Consider the following 13,678-nt stretch of genomic DNA (forward strand, 5'->3'; position numbering starts at 1 on the left):
ACACCATGGCTGACTCGATTTCGATGAAAAAACTGGTCACCCGCCTGTTGCTGGTGGTGGTGGCGATGTTTGTCTTCGGGTTTGCCCTGGTGCCGATCTACGACGTGATGTGCAAGGCGTTCGGCATTAACGGCAAGACGGCCGGGCAGTACGAGGGCGAGCAAACGGTCGACACTTCGCGCCAAGTGCGCGTGCAGTTCCTGTCGACCAACACCGCTGACATGCCCTGGGATTTCTATCCAAAGAGTGAAGAGCTGACGGCCCATCCGGGGGCGGTGAACGAGATGATTTTCATCGCGCACAACCCGACCGACAAGCCGATGAGCGCCCAGGCCGTGCCGAGCATCGCGCCCAGCACCGCGGCGGCGTACTTCCACAAGACCGAATGTTTTTGTTTTACCCAGCAAGTGCTGCAGCCCGGTCAACGGATCGAGATGCCGGTACGTTTCATCGTTGACCGTGACATGCCCAAGGATGTGAAGCACCTGACGCTGTCTTACACGCTGTTCGATATCACCGCACGCCATCCACCCGTGGCGGTTGCCGCCAGTACCGGTGGCTAGGCGCTAATGCGTGCCCGATAAGGAGAACAATAAATGGCAACTCATGAACACTATTACGTACCGGCCCAGAGCAAATGGCCGATCATCGCCACGCTCGGCATGCTCACCACCGTGTTCGGCCTGGCCACCTGGTTCAACGATCTGAAAGCCGCACGGCCGGAATCCCACGGCCCGCTGATCTTTTTCGTCGGCGGCCTGTTGCTGGCGTACATGCTGTTCGGCTGGTTCGGCACGGTGATCAAGGAGAGTCGCGGCGGCTTGTACAGCGCGCAGATGGACCGTTCCTTCCGCTGGGGCATGAGCTGGTTCATCTTCTCGGAAGTGATGTTCTTCATCGCTTTCTTCGGTGCGCTGTTCTATGTACGGCACATCTCAGGCCCCGCACTCGGGGGCGAAGGCCCGAAAGGCATCGCCCACATGCTCTGGCCGAACTTCCAGTTCACCTGGCCGCTGCTGCACACCCCGGACCCGAAACTCTTTCCTCCGCCCAAGGAAGTCATCAGCCCGTGGGGCCTGCCGCTGCTCAATACTATCTTGCTGGTGAGCTCCAGCGTGACCGTGACCATCGCCCACCACGCCTTGAAAAAGGGTCATCGGGGCGCACTGAAAATCTGGCTGGCGATCACCGTGTTGCTGGGCTGTGGTTTCCTCGGGTTCCAGGCTGAAGAGTACATGCATGCCTACCACGAACTGGGCCTGACCCTGGGTTCGGGCATCTACGGTGCGACGTTCTTCATGCTCACCGGTTTCCACGGCGCCCACGTGACCATCGGCACCATCATCCTGTTCGTGATGCTGATGCGGATCATGCGCGGACACTTCGATAACGAGCACCAGTTCGGTTTCGAGGCGGCGAGCTGGTATTGGCACTTCGTGGACGTGGTGTGGATCGGGTTGTTCGTTTTCGTCTACGTGCTCTGAGCCATTACCAAGGCGCCGTAGAGACCAACTGGCCGCTATAGAAACCCCAGGCGATCAAGCCGACGGTGGTGGCGGCCAGGGCAACACGGACACTCAAGGCAATGACGAGGCGGTTTGAGCTGCTGTCGTCCTTGACCAGAAAAAACAGGCCGCTGAACAGGCTGACAACCGTGGCAATCAGCATCAGGACGATGGCTGCTTTGAGCATGGTGAGACTCCGGGGGAAAGGCGATGCACTTGAGTATAGCTATCGCGACTCACGACTTTTTGGCCACGCCATGAAGCGCTTCCGGCCGGGCATCGTGCCGACACTGGTGGTCGCCCTGTTGCTGCCGCTGCTGGTGTCGCTCGGGTTCTGGCAACTGAGCCGGGGCGCGGAGAAAAGCGCGCTGCTGCAAAGCTATGCCGAGCGCCGTGCCGCCGAACCGATGGCCAGCACCGAACTGCAACTCACCGAAGACCTGGCCTTCCGCCGCGTTCATCTGCATGGCCTGTTCGACGCCGCGCACAGCCTGTTGCTGGACAACCGCCAGCGCGACGGCAAGGTCGGCGTGGAGCTGCTGCAACCGTTTCAGGACCAGGCGACCGGGCTCTGGTTGCTGGTCAATCGCGGCTGGTTGCCTTGGCCGGACCGGCGCACACCGCCGCAGTTCACCACGCCCAAAGAGGCCTTGAGTCTCGATGCCTGGGTCTACGTTTCCCCCGGCGCGACCTTTCAGCTGCACGCCGATCCGAGCGCCACCACCTGGCCTGAATTAGTCACCGCCGTCGAGCCGCCGAAGCTCTGGACGGCGCTGGGCCGTGAAGGGTTTGCCTACGAATTACGCGCAGAAACGGGTCCCGCGACGTACCAGGCCGATTGGCCAGTCGTCGCCATGGGCCCGGAAAAACACATCGCTTACGCCGTGCAGTGGTTTGCCATGTCGCTTGCCCTGTTCGGCCTCTATCTCTACCTCGGTTGGCACAACGCAAAGGAGAAACACCATGGGAGCGGCCATGAATCCACCCAGCATGTCTGAAGCGAAAACGCCGGCGAGTCGACGCAAGGGTCGCTTGCAGTTGCTGTTGATTCTGCTCGGGGTCATCGGTCCGATGATCCTTGCCACCGGCATGTACAAACTGCAGTTCTGGGTGCCAGACGGGCGCAGCTATCACGGCGAATTGATCGGCAACGGTCAGACCCGCGCCGACCTCGGTGTGCAGGCCCAGGAGGATCGCTGGCAAATGCTGGTGACTGCGCCGAAGGATTGCTCGGTGGATTGCCAGCAACTGGTGTACCTGGCGCGGCAGATTCAGATCGGCCTTGGCCGCGATGCGTCCCGCGCCAGCCATGCACTGGCCGCCGCACAGCCGCTGACGGCGGATTACGACGCCAAGCTGACCCGCGAATACCCGCAATTGCAACGCTACCCCATGGACCTCACCACCTTCAGCAAGGCGACCGGAGACAAAACCGCACCGCAGCTGTGGATCATCGACCCCCACGGCAACCTGGTGCTGCGCTATGACCCGACGGTGAAGGGTAAGGACCTGCTCAACGACCTGCGTCATCTGCTGAAACTGTCGAACATCGGATAAGGGCATCGTCATGGCCAAACCTGGATTTCGCCTCGCGTTGTTTGCCACCTTGCTGGCACTGATTGTGGTGTTGCTCGGCGCCTACACCCGCCTGACCCACGCAGGCCTCGGCTGCCCGGACTGGCCGGGTTGCTACGGCTTTATCAGCGTGCCGAAAAGCGAAGCCCAACTGGCCCATGCCGAACTGCATTTTCCCGATACACCGGTGGTGGCCCACAAGGGCTGGAACGAGATGATCCACCGTTACTTCGCCGGCACCCTGGGGATGCTGATCGCGGTGTTGGCCGGTCGCGCCTGGGTGCATCGTCGTCATCCGGGGCAACCGGTGAAGTTGCCGCTGTTTCTGCTGGCCGTGGTGTTCGCCCAAGCCGCGTTCGGCATGTGGACGGTGACGCTCAAGCTCTGGCCGCAGGTGGTGACCGGGCATTTGCTCGGCGGCTTTGCCACGCTGAGTCTGCTGTTTCTACTGACGTTGAGGTTGTCCGGCGTACTGCCGGCGCTGACAGTGCCACGACGTTTGCAGTACTGGGCAACGGCCGGGTTACTGCTGGTGATCCTGCAAATCGCCCTCGGCGGCTGGGTCAGTTCCAACTATGCCGCCGTGGCCTGCATCGATTTCCCGACCTGCCATGGGCAGTGGATTCCACCGGCCGATTTCGCCAATGGCTTCCATCTGACTCAGCACATCGGCCCGAATTATCTCGGCGGGCAACTGGACAGCGACGCGCGCACGGCGATTCATCTGACGCACCGCATCGGCGCGCTATTGGTCACACTCGTGCTGCTCGGGCTCGCCTGGCAGCTGAAAGTCGTCGGCATGACACGCCTCGCGGGGCTGGTGCTGGTCGCCCTCGCCACACAAATCACCCTCGGTATCAGCAACGTGCTGTTCCATCTGCCGCTGCCCGTGGCCGTCGCCCACAACGCTGGCGGCGCGGCCCTGTTGCTGACGATGGTGCTGGTCAATTATCACGCGCGAACCCGTCTGGTTCGGGTCAAGCAGCAATCCCCCGCGCGCTGGCGGTTCAGCCCGCGTAAACACTCGGCCGGGCCCATAACAATAAAAGGAGAGATGCCATGGCGACTCTGATCGGCGAACGTCACAGTCAGGCAATCTGGCGCGACTATCTGGAGCTGACCAAGCCGAAAGTGGTGGTGCTGATGCTCATCACCTCGCTGGTCGGCATGTTCCTCGCGACCCGCGCCGGAGTGCCGTGGACGGTGCTGGTGTTCGGCAACCTGGGGATCGCCCTGTGCGCCGGCGGTGCGGCGGCGGTCAACCATGTGGTGGACCGGCGCATCGACGCGGTGATGGCCCGCACGCACAAACGTCCGTTGGCCGAAGGCCGGGTGTCTCCGGCGGCGGCGCTGACGTTTGCCTTGGTATTGGCCGTGCTGGGCCAAGCCGTGCTGCTCACGTTCACCAATGCGCTGACGGCGTGGCTGACCCTGGCTTCGCTGTTGGGCTATGCGGTGGTCTACACCGGTTTTCTGAAGCGCGCGACACCGCAGAACATCGTCATCGGCGGCCTGGCAGGGGCGGCCCCGCCACTGCTGGGCTGGACCGCTGCGACCGGTCACGTCAGCGCCGAACCCCTGCTGCTGGTGCTGATCATCTTCGCCTGGACCCCGCCACACTTCTGGGCCCTGGCGATCCATCGCAAAGAGGAATACGCCAAGGCCGACATTCCGATGCTGCCGGTGACCCACGGTGAGCACTACACCAAGGTTCACATCCTGCTTTACACCTTCGCGTTGCTGGCCGTCAGCCTGATGCCCTACGTGATCCACATGAGCGGCATGCTCTACCTGATTTGCGCGCTGGGGCTGGGCGCAAGGTTTCTGCAATGGGCCGTGGTGCTGTACCGTGGCACTCGGCCGCACGCGGCGATCAACACGTTCAAGTACTCTATTTATTACTTGTTCCTGCTGTTTATCGCGCTGCTCGTAGACCACTACTTACTGTTGAACCTATGACTCGAACCCAGAAAACCGTCTTCATTCTCGTCGCCCTGATCGCACTGGTCCTGGGCCTGACCATCAACAAAGTGCTGTCCGGCAAAAGCCAGGGCGACCCGACGGCGCTGATCGATGCCGGCATTATCTTGCTGCCGCAAAGCCGCAACCTGCCGGATGTGAAGATGACCGATCAGGACGGTAACCCGGTGACGGTCAATCAGCTGAAAGACAAGTGGAGCCTGCTGTTCTTCGGCTACACCTTCTGTCCGGACATCTGCCCGACCACCCTCGCCCAGTTGCGTCAGATCAAGAGCGAGTTGCCACCGGAAGCAGCGGCCAAGCTGCAGGTCATTCTGGTCAGCGTCGACCCGAACCGTGATACCCCGGCTCAGCTCAAGCAGTACCTGGGCTACTTCGACCCGCAGTTCAAAGGCCTGACCGCCTCGTCGGTGGATGACATTCAGAAGCTGGCCAATGCGGTGAGCATTCCGTTTATTCCGGCCGACACCAGCAAGCCCAATTACACGGTGGATCACAGCGGCAATCTGGCGGTGATCGGGCCGGACGGCACGCAGCGCGGGTTTATTCGGGCACCGTTGAACAATGTGAAATTGGTGGCGCAGTTGCCGGTAATGCTAAACCGTAAGTGACACTGAAAAACCTGTGGGAGCGGGCTTGCCCGCGATGGCGGTGCATCAGCCAACCTTGATGTTGAATGACAAGGACTCATCGCGGGCAAGCCCGCTCCCACAGGGGACGGTGTTTCGGACATAAAAAATGGGGCGCATTCAATGCGCCCCATTTTTGTTAAAGCTTCAGATCAGAACGCTGGCAATACCGCGCCTTTGTACTTCTCAAGAATGAAGGCTTTGACTTCCGGGCTGTGCAGCGCAGCAACCAGTTTCTTCATTGCCTCGCTGTCCTTGTCGTCCGGACGAGCCACCAGGATGTTCACGTACGGCGAGTCGCTGCCTTCGATGACCAGCGCGTCCTTGGACGGATCGAGCTTGGCTTCCAGCGCGTAGTTGGTGTTGATCAGCGCCAGGTCGACCTGGGTCAGCACGCGCGGGATGGTCGCGGCTTCCAGTTCACGGAATTTCAAGTCCTTGGAGTTCTCGGTGATGTCCTTCACGGTCGACAGGATGTTGTTCGAATCCTTCAACTTGATCAGGCCAGCCTTCGCCAGCAGCAACAGCGCACGGCCGCCGTTGGTGGCGTCGTTCGGGATCACCACGTTGGCGCCGCCCGGCAATTCGGTCAGTGCCTTGTACTTGCTGGAGTAAGCGCCCAGCGGTTCCAGGTGCACACCGGCAACGGCGACCAGGTTGGTGCCCTTGGCCTTGTTGAACTCATCGAGGTATGGCTGGTGCTGGAAGAAGTTGGCGTCCAGACGTTTTTCCGCCACCTGCACGTTCGGCTGAATGTAGTCGGTGAAGACTTTGACCTTCAGGTCCACGCCTTCTTTGGCCAGGGCCGGTTTCACGAACTCAAGGATTTCTGCGTGCGGAACCGGGGTCGCCGCGACCGTCAGGGTGTCGGCGTGGGCGGAAAAGGCTGCAACGGCAGCGAACGCGACGAGTAGTTTCTTCATTCAGCTAACTCCATATGAGGCACCCGTTTGGCGCCTGCCAGCGAATGGCCGGCTCATGACTTATTTACGAGAACTGTTTATTTTCTGGAAAAATGCACAACCAATTTGTCGCCAACGGTTTGCAGCACCTGGACCAGCACTAGCAGCAACACCACCGTCACCACCATGACGTCGGTCTGGAAACGCTGGTAGCCGAAGCGGATCGCCAGGTCACCCAGACCACCTGCGCCGACCACACCGGCCATGGCCGTGTAGGACACCAGTGTAATCGCCGTCACCGTAATCGCCGCGAAGATGCCCGGACGGGCTTCTGGCAGCAAGGCATTGGTGATGATCTGACGTGTCGTCGCGCCCATCGCCTGAGTCGCTTCGATGATGCCGCGATCCACTTCACGCAACGCGGTTTCCACCAGGCGGGCGAAGAACGGCGTAGCGCCTACCACCAACGGCGGAATCGCACCAGCGACACCCAGCGACGTACCGGTGATCAGCACGGTGAACGGAATCATCACGATCAACAGAATGATGAAGGGCAGCGAACGCAGAATGTTCACCACCAGCGACAGCATCGCGTAGACGCCTTTGGCTTCCAGCAACTGACGCGGGCTGCACAGGAACAGCAGCACACCCAGCGGCAAGCCGAGCAACACGGTGAACAACAACGAACCACCGAGCATCAGCAAGGTATCGCCGGTGGCCAGCCAGATTTCGAACCAGTCGATATTGGCAAAGAAAGCAGTCAGGGCTTCCATTAGCGCAGCACCTCCATGTGGACGTCAGCCGCGGTGAAACGGGCAAATGCCGCGTCCATGTCGCCACCGGTGACGGCCAGGGTGAGTTGCCCGTAAGGGACGTCTTTGATGCGGTCGATACGACCGGCCAGGATGCTGTAGTCCACACCGGTTTCCCGGGCGACGGTACCCAGCAACGGCGCGTAGGTCGCTTCGCCCTGGAAGGTCAGACGCACGATGCGGCCCGGCACGTGAGCAAAGTCATCGCGCTGTTCGCTTTCGTCGATCTGCTCGTCTTCCTGCACGAAGCGCTTGGTGGTTGGGTGCTTGGGATGCAGGAACACCTCGGCCACCGAACCTTGCTCGACGATTACACCGGCGTCCATGACTGCGACCTGGTCGCAAACGCGGCGGATCACGTCCATCTCGTGGGTGATCAGGACGATGGTCAGCTTCAGCTCGCGGTTGATCTCGGCCAGCAATTGCAGGACCGACGCCGTGGTCTGCGGGTCGAGGGCGCTGGTGGCTTCGTCGCACAACAGGATTTTCGGCTTGGTCGCCAGGGCGCGGGCAATGCCGACGCGCTGCTTCTGGCCACCGGACAACTGCGCCGGGTACTTTTTGGCGTGCTCGGACAACCCGACCCGCGCCAGCAACTCGGCCACGCGCAGATCGATCTCGCTGCGCGACAGCTCGCCGGCCAGGGTCAGCGGCAACGCGACGTTGTCAGCCACAGTCTTGGACGCCAGCAGGTTGAAGTGCTGGAAGATCATCCCGACTTGCTGACGGAAGCGCCGCAGGCTATTGGCGTCCAGCGCGGTGACTTCTTCGCCGTCGACGAAGATCTTGCCGCCACTGGAATTCTCCAGGCGATTGATCAGACGCAGCAGGGTACTTTTTCCCGCGCCGGAATGGCCGATCAGGCCGAAGACCTGACCGTTCTCAATCGTCAGACTGGTCGGATGCAGGGCGGGAATATCCTTACCGGCGACGCGGTAGGTTTTATGGACGTTTTGAAACTCGATCACGTAGCGAACCTTGTGGGGCGCGTTAGAAAAGGATCAGCGGTTAGCCGGGCGCGCATTTTAGCCTGTCCGTATAGAGGTTATTAGCATTTATTCCGCATTCAACCTTCGATTTGGCAATAACGCGATCAAAGGTCATAAAAAAGGAACGGCTAAAAACCGCATCAGTCACTAATAAGGCAACTCGAAAACGCCCCCGGTGCCGTGCCTGGGGAATGCACAAGAATCCTGGCTACGGCGGGAATCGCAACGAGGAGTTTAGCCTGATGAGTAACAAGAAGCCTGCCCCCGGCAAAAGCGCTCTGGCCGGTACCGATACCCTGGACCGCGGCAACACCAATACCAAGCTCGACAGCCTGGAGAAATTTCGCTCCGACGCCACCGAACAGGCCCTGCGCACCAATCAGGGCGTAAAGGTTTCGGACAATCAGAACACCCTGAAAGTCGGCGCCCGCGGGCCTTCGCTGCTGGAAGACTTCATCATGCGTGAGAAAATCACGCACTTTGACCATGAGCGCATTCCGGAACGCATCGTCCATGCCCGCGGCACCGGCGCGCACGGCTACTTCCAGACGTACGAAAACCACTCCGTGCTGACCAAGGCCGGTTTCCTGCAGGATCCGGGCAAGAAGACGCCCGTGTTCACGCGCTTTTCCACGGTACAAGGCCCACGCGGGTCAGGCGATACCGTGCGGGACGTACGAGGTTTCGCCGTGAAGTTCTTCACCGACGAAGGCAACTTCGATCTGGTGGGCAACAACATGCCGGTGTTCTTCATTCAAGACGCCATCAAATTTCCGGACTTTGTGCATGCGGTCAAACCGGAGCCACATAACGAGATTCCTACCGGCGGCTCGGCTCACGACACCTTCTGGGACTTCGTCTCTTTGGTACCGGAATCGGCGCACATGGTGATCTGGGCCATGTCCGACCGGGCCATCCCGAAAAGCTTGCGCAGCATGCAAGGCTTCGGTGTGCATACGTTTCGGCTGATCAACGCCGAAGGCAAATCGCGCTTCGTCAAATTCCACTGGCGCCCTACTGCCGGCACGTGTTCGCTGGTGTGGGATGAGGCGCAAAAGCTGGCCGGCAAAGACACCGACTTCCACCGTCGCGATCTCTGGGAAGCCATCGAGATGGGCGACTACCCGGAGTGGGAACTGGGCGTGCAGGTCATCGAAGAGGAAAACGAACACAGTTTCGACTTCGACATCCTCGACCCTACCAAGCTGATTCCCGAGGAAACCGTCCCCATCACCCCGCTGGGCAAAATGGTGCTTAACCGTAACCCGGACAACTTCTTCGCCGAAACCGAGCAGGTTGCGTTCTGCCCGGGCCATATCGTGCCGGGGATCGACTTCTCCAACGATCCGTTGCTGCAAGGTCGGCTGTTTTCCTATACCGATACGCAGATCAGCCGACTCGGCGGGCCGAACTTTCATGAAATCCCGATCAACCGGCCGGTAGCACCGTTCCATAACGGTCAGCGCGATGCGATGCATCGCACCACCATCGACAAGGGGCGGGCATCCTACGAGCCGAATTCCATTGACGGCGGCTGGCCGAAAGAAACACCGCCCGCCGCGCAGGACGGCGGTTTCGAGAGTTATCCGGAGCGCATTGATGCCAACAAGATCCGGCAGCGCAGCGAATCGTTCAGCGACCACTTCTCCCAGGCACGACTGTTCTTCCACAGCATGAGCAAGCACGAGCAGGAACACATCATCTCGGCGTACAGCTTCGAACTCGGCAAAGTTGAGCGTGAGGCCATTCGCGCGCGTGAGGTGAACGAGATCCTGGCCAATATCGATCTGGAACTGGCCAAACGCGTGGCCGCCAACCTGGGCTTGCCAGCGCCGAAAGCCGGGACGGTAGAGGTGCCAAAAATATCCCTGGAGCGCTCACCAGCCCTGAGTCAGGCGAATTTGCTGCCGGGCAATATAAAAACCCGCAAAGTGGCGATTCTTGCGGCCAACGGTGTCGATGGTGCAGCGATTGATGTGATGAAGAAGGCGCTGCAGGCCGAAGGTGCGCACGCCAAATTGCTGGGGCCTACCTCCGCACCGGTAAAAACCGCCGATGGCAAAATGTTGCCGGTGGATGCGTCGATGGAAGGTTTGCCTTCGGTGGCGTTTGATGCGGTGTTTGTGCCCGGTGGTGCGGCGTCGATCAAGGCGTTGAGCGGTGATGGTGTGGCGTTGCATTACCTGCTGGAGGCGTACAAGCACTTGAAGGCGATTGCGCTGCATGGCGAAGCGAAGCAATTGCTGGATGTGTTGAAACTGCAGGTTGATGCGGGGTTGATCGTTGGGGCGGATGCGAAGTTGATCAAGCCGTTTTTTGCAGCGATCGGCCAGCATCGGGTTTGGGATCGGGAACCTAAGGCCAAGGCGATTCCGGCTTGAGGATTTGTATCAGTAGTTAGGACGCTATCGCGAGCAGGCTCACTCCTACAGGGTTTTGTGACCCATGTAGGAGTGAGCCTGCTCGCGATGTTTTTAGGGTTTACGCGGACTCAGGACCATCTGCGCCGGAATGTTGCGCAGGATCTGCTTTTCCAGCTTCAGATCGAAATCCGGATCGAGCTTCTTCACCCGCTTGGTCAGCAACGTGGCCAGCCAAGGGTAATCGTCGGTGCGTGGCGCCTGAATGCTCACGTCGCACTGATAATTCACTACATCAGCGGCGATGGCATCCAGTTGACGGCGAAGTTTCGCCATATCGTTGAGATTCAACGCGACCGTGGTGCTTTCAGCGGTGGGATCAATCACCTTCGCCTGGGGTTTGGCTTCGGCGGCTTTCAGATCGGCTTCCGCTTTATCCAGCTCGGCTTTGCGGGCCGTGACGATGGCGTTATTGACCCCACCGGTCAGCGCCGGCGCTTTGGGCATCAGGACCCGGGCGCGGCTCAGCGCGGTGGCGGCGGCGTTCACATCACCTTTCTGCAGCACGATCTGGCTACGGCGCAGGTAGGCCTCGGCCAGTTGCCGTTGGTACTGCTCAAGGGATTGATCGTTAGGGGACTGGGCCTGCAAGGCAGCCAGTTGATCCTCGGCGGTGGCCAGCTCATTGCTGGCGAGGCTTTGTTCCAGCTGTGCGATGGCCGTAGCTCGAGCGTCCGTGGCCTCGGTGGCCGCCGGCGGCGTGCTTTGGCAGGCGCCCAGCAGCAAGGAAAATGCGACAAGGAGCAGATAACGTGAGGCGAACGGCTTCATTCCTGCGACTCTCTATTTGCGCAAAAAACGAGCAAGTCTACACCCCTCGACGGGGCAGGACAAAACTCAGCAGAAACAGTGCGGCCGCCGTCACAACAATCGAGGGGCCCGCCGGTGTGTCCTTGAACCACGACAGTGCCAGCCCGCCACAGACCGCGAGCATGCCCAGCAGGCTCGCGCCCAGTGCCATCTGCTCCGGTGACCGGGCGTGACGTTGTGCCGCAGCCGCAGGGATGATCAACAGCGAGGTAATCAGCAAAACGCCGACGATTTTCATCGCCACCGCGATCACCACGGCGATCAGCAGCATCAGCGCCAGGCGCAACGACGCCACCGGCAACCCTTCGACCTTGGCCAACTCTTCATGGACGGTGATGGCCAGCAACGGCCGCCACAACGTCACTAACAGCGCCAGTACCGCCGCGCTGCCGCCGAGGATCCAGGCCAGATCGGTCGGACTGATCGCCAGCAAGTCGCCGAACAGATACGCCATCAGGTCGATCCGCACTTCGTGCATGAAGCTTAGTACCACCAGGCCCAGAGAGAGCGTGCTCGGTGCGAGAATTCCCAAAAGGGTGTCAGACGCCAGCGGCTGGCGTTGTTGCAAGGTCACCAGCAGCACCGCCAACAGCAAGCAGCCCACGGTCACCGCCACGGTCGGGCTAACGTCCAACAAGAACCCCAGTGCTACGCCGAGCAACGCCGCGTGAGACAAGGTGTCGCCGAAATAAGCCATGCGTCGCCAGACCACGAACGATCCCAGCGGGCCCGCCACCAGCGCCAAAGCCAAACCTGCAAGCAGGGCGTAGAGCAGAAAATCAGCCATGCTTGCAGCTATCTCCGTGAACGTGGGGTTGAGCCGCCGTGACGACCGAGCCATGCAAGTCATGGGCGTGATCGTGGTGGTGGTGATAAATCGCCAGGCTTTGGGCGTTCTTGCCGAACAGCTCGACGAAGGCCGGATCGCCGCTGACTTGCTCAGGATGGCCGGAGCAGCAAACGTGGCGATTGAGACAAACCACCTGGTCGGTGGTGCTCATCACCAGGTGCAGATCGTGGGAAACCATCAGCACGCCGCAGCCGTGACGGTCGCGCAGTCGTGTAATCAGGCTATAGAGCTCGGCCTGGCCGGCGACGTCGACGCCTTGCACCGGCTCGTCGAGCACCAACAGTTCCGGCTCGCGCAGCAGTGCCCGTGCCAGCAGCACCCGCTGCATTTCACCACCGGAAACGCTTTGCACCGGGCTGTCGATCACCTGCTCGGCGCCGACTTCCTTGAGCGCAGACAACGCCATGGCACGGTCCACGCCCGGCACCAGCCGCAAGAAGCGCAGCACCGAGAGCGGCAGCGTCGGGTCGACGTGAAGTTTTTGCGGCATGTAACCCACACGCAGCTTCGGCTTGCGCCAAACCGTGCCGCTGTCCGGTTTCAACAGGCCGAGCACCGCTCGCACCAGTGTGGTCTTGCCGGCGCCATTCGGGCCGATCAGGGTGACGATCTGCCCCGGCTCGACGCTCAATTCGATGTTATCCAGCACGGATTGCCCGGCAAACGTGACGGCAACCTGCTCGAGGCGGATCAGCGCGTTGCTCATCAAGCCCCCTGGCAGCCCGAGCAGAGACCGACCACTTCAACGGTCTGGCCTTCGACGATAAATCCAACCTCCTTGGCGCTGCCAACGATGGCGTCGCTGATGGATTTCTGTTCGAGCTCAATGGCGGCGTGGCATTCGCGGCAAATCAGGAACTGCCCTTGATGGGCATGGCCTGGATGATTGCAGCCGACGAAGGCGTTCAGGGAGGAGATGCGGTGCACGAGGCCGTTTTCCAGGAGAAAATCCAGCGCGCGGTACACGGTGGGCGGCGCGGCACGACGGCCATCCTGCTCACTGAGCACCGCGAGAATGTCGTAGGCACCCAGCGGTTTGTGGCTTTGCCACACCAGTTCCAGCACCCGCCGGCGCAACGCAGTCAGGCGCAGACCCTGACGTGCGCACAGGACATCGGCCTCAGACAGAGCGCTATGCACGCAATGAGAGTGGTCGTGGGGACGGCTGGCAATCGGTGTTTTAGGCATGAGCGGCGACGAGTTTTG

The 13,678-nt window shown here is 60.7% G+C and carries 16 protein-coding genes; 8 read left to right on the plus strand and 8 right to left on the minus strand.

Features of this window, described 5'->3' with window-relative positions; translation table 11 throughout:
• Positions 1-5: 5 nt before the first annotated feature.
• Together D882_RS0127130 and D882_RS0127135 are read left to right on the plus strand one after the other, a co-directional pair.
• Complete coding sequence (locus D882_RS0127130) at positions 6-563, plus strand: cytochrome c oxidase assembly protein (RefSeq protein WP_027926131.1); 558 nt, start codon at positions 6-8, stop codon at positions 561-563.
• A gap of 33 nt (positions 564-596) precedes the next feature.
• Positions 597-1,484, plus strand: a complete 888-nt coding sequence (locus tag D882_RS0127135; protein WP_027926132.1) for a cytochrome c oxidase subunit 3 — start codon at positions 597-599, stop codon at positions 1,482-1,484.
• A 4-nt stretch (positions 1,485-1,488) separates the two neighbouring features.
• On the opposite strand, the gene D882_RS0127140 is transcribed toward D882_RS0127135, so the two are convergent.
• On the minus strand, positions 1,489-1,692 hold the full coding sequence (locus D882_RS0127140; RefSeq protein WP_027926133.1) for a twin transmembrane helix small protein: 204 nt from the start codon (positions 1,690-1,692) through the stop codon (positions 1,489-1,491).
• Positions 1,693-1,762: 70 nt separating this feature from the next.
• Here D882_RS0127140 and D882_RS0127145 point away from each other — a divergent pair, with 70 nt between their 5' ends.
• The 5 genes from D882_RS0127145 to D882_RS0127165 are packed head-to-tail and all read left to right on the plus strand — an operon-like array spanning position 1,763 to position 5,671.
• Positions 1,763-2,503 (plus strand): SURF1 family protein, encoded by a 741-nt coding sequence (locus tag D882_RS0127145; protein WP_027926134.1) that lies wholly within the window; start codon positions 1,763-1,765, stop codon positions 2,501-2,503.
• A complete protein-coding gene (locus D882_RS0127150) occupies positions 2,469-3,062 on the plus strand; it encodes a hypothetical protein (protein ID WP_027926135.1) in 594 nt (197 codons plus the stop codon). Before D882_RS0127145 ends, D882_RS0127150 begins: the two co-directional genes overlap by 35 nt.
• A 10-nt stretch (positions 3,063-3,072) precedes the next feature.
• Complete coding sequence (locus tag D882_RS0127155; protein WP_027926136.1) at positions 3,073-4,152, plus strand: heme A synthase; 1,080 nt, start codon at positions 3,073-3,075, stop codon at positions 4,150-4,152.
• Positions 4,140-5,039: a heme o synthase gene (cyoE, locus tag D882_RS0127160; RefSeq protein WP_027926137.1), complete on the plus strand. Its 900-nt coding sequence runs from the start codon at positions 4,140-4,142 to the stop codon at positions 5,037-5,039. The genes D882_RS0127155 and cyoE overlap by 13 nt, the downstream gene beginning before the upstream one ends.
• The gene (locus D882_RS0127165) at positions 5,036-5,671 is read left to right on the plus strand and encodes an SCO family protein (RefSeq protein WP_027926138.1); all 636 of its coding nucleotides are present in this window, start codon (positions 5,036-5,038) and stop codon (positions 5,669-5,671) included. Before cyoE ends, D882_RS0127165 begins: the two co-directional genes overlap by 4 nt.
• Positions 5,672-5,841: 170 nt before the next feature.
• Here D882_RS0127165 and D882_RS0127170 read toward each other — a convergent pair whose 3' ends face one another.
• From D882_RS0127170 to D882_RS0127180, 3 genes are all read right to left on the minus strand, one after another.
• Entirely contained in the window at positions 5,842-6,612 is a 771-nt protein-coding gene (locus D882_RS0127170; protein ID WP_027926139.1) for a MetQ/NlpA family ABC transporter substrate-binding protein, read from the minus strand.
• A 77-nt stretch (positions 6,613-6,689) separates the two neighbouring features.
• The gene (locus D882_RS0127175; RefSeq protein ID WP_027926140.1) at positions 6,690-7,364 is read right to left on the minus strand and encodes a methionine ABC transporter permease; all 675 of its coding nucleotides are present in this window, start codon (positions 7,362-7,364) and stop codon (positions 6,690-6,692) included.
• On the minus strand, positions 7,364-8,371 hold the full coding sequence (locus D882_RS0127180; protein WP_027926141.1) for a methionine ABC transporter ATP-binding protein: 1,008 nt from the start codon (positions 8,369-8,371) through the stop codon (positions 7,364-7,366). The genes D882_RS0127175 and D882_RS0127180 overlap by 1 nt, the downstream gene beginning before the upstream one ends.
• A gap of 212 nt (positions 8,372-8,583) precedes the next feature.
• On the opposite strand from D882_RS0127180, the gene katE reads away from it, so the two are divergent.
• Positions 8,584-10,773, plus strand: a complete 2,190-nt coding sequence (gene katE / locus D882_RS0127185; protein ID WP_081744022.1) for a catalase HPII — start codon at positions 8,584-8,586, stop codon at positions 10,771-10,773.
• Positions 10,774-10,866: 93 nt separating this feature from the next.
• Here katE and D882_RS0127190 read toward each other — a convergent pair whose 3' ends face one another.
• Genes D882_RS0127190 through zur form a run of 4 tightly spaced genes read right to left on the minus strand, consistent with a single transcriptional unit; the run spans position 10,867 to position 13,660 of the window.
• On the minus strand, positions 10,867-11,583 hold the full coding sequence (locus D882_RS0127190; RefSeq protein ID WP_027926143.1) for a PA5502 family lipoprotein: 717 nt from the start codon (positions 11,581-11,583) through the stop codon (positions 10,867-10,869).
• 37 nt (positions 11,584-11,620) lie between these two features.
• Entirely contained in the window at positions 11,621-12,409 is a 789-nt protein-coding gene (gene znuB / locus D882_RS0127195) for a zinc ABC transporter permease subunit ZnuB (protein WP_027926144.1), read from the minus strand.
• Entirely contained in the window at positions 12,402-13,178 is a 777-nt protein-coding gene (znuC, locus tag D882_RS0127200) for a zinc ABC transporter ATP-binding protein ZnuC (RefSeq protein WP_027926145.1), read from the minus strand. Before znuC ends, znuB begins: the two co-directional genes overlap by 8 nt.
• Positions 13,178-13,660 carry a zinc uptake transcriptional repressor Zur gene (gene zur, locus D882_RS0127205; protein ID WP_027926146.1) on the minus strand — a complete coding sequence of 161 codons (483 nt, stop codon included), beginning with the start codon at positions 13,658-13,660 and terminating at the stop codon, positions 13,178-13,180. The genes znuC and zur overlap by 1 nt, the downstream gene beginning before the upstream one ends.
• Between the last annotated feature and the right edge of the window lie 18 nt (positions 13,661-13,678).

It is taken from the genome of Pseudomonas sp. URMO17WK12:I12 (assembly GCF_000514395.1).
Lineage (GTDB): Bacteria > Pseudomonadota > Gammaproteobacteria > Pseudomonadales > Pseudomonadaceae > Aquipseudomonas > Aquipseudomonas mucoides.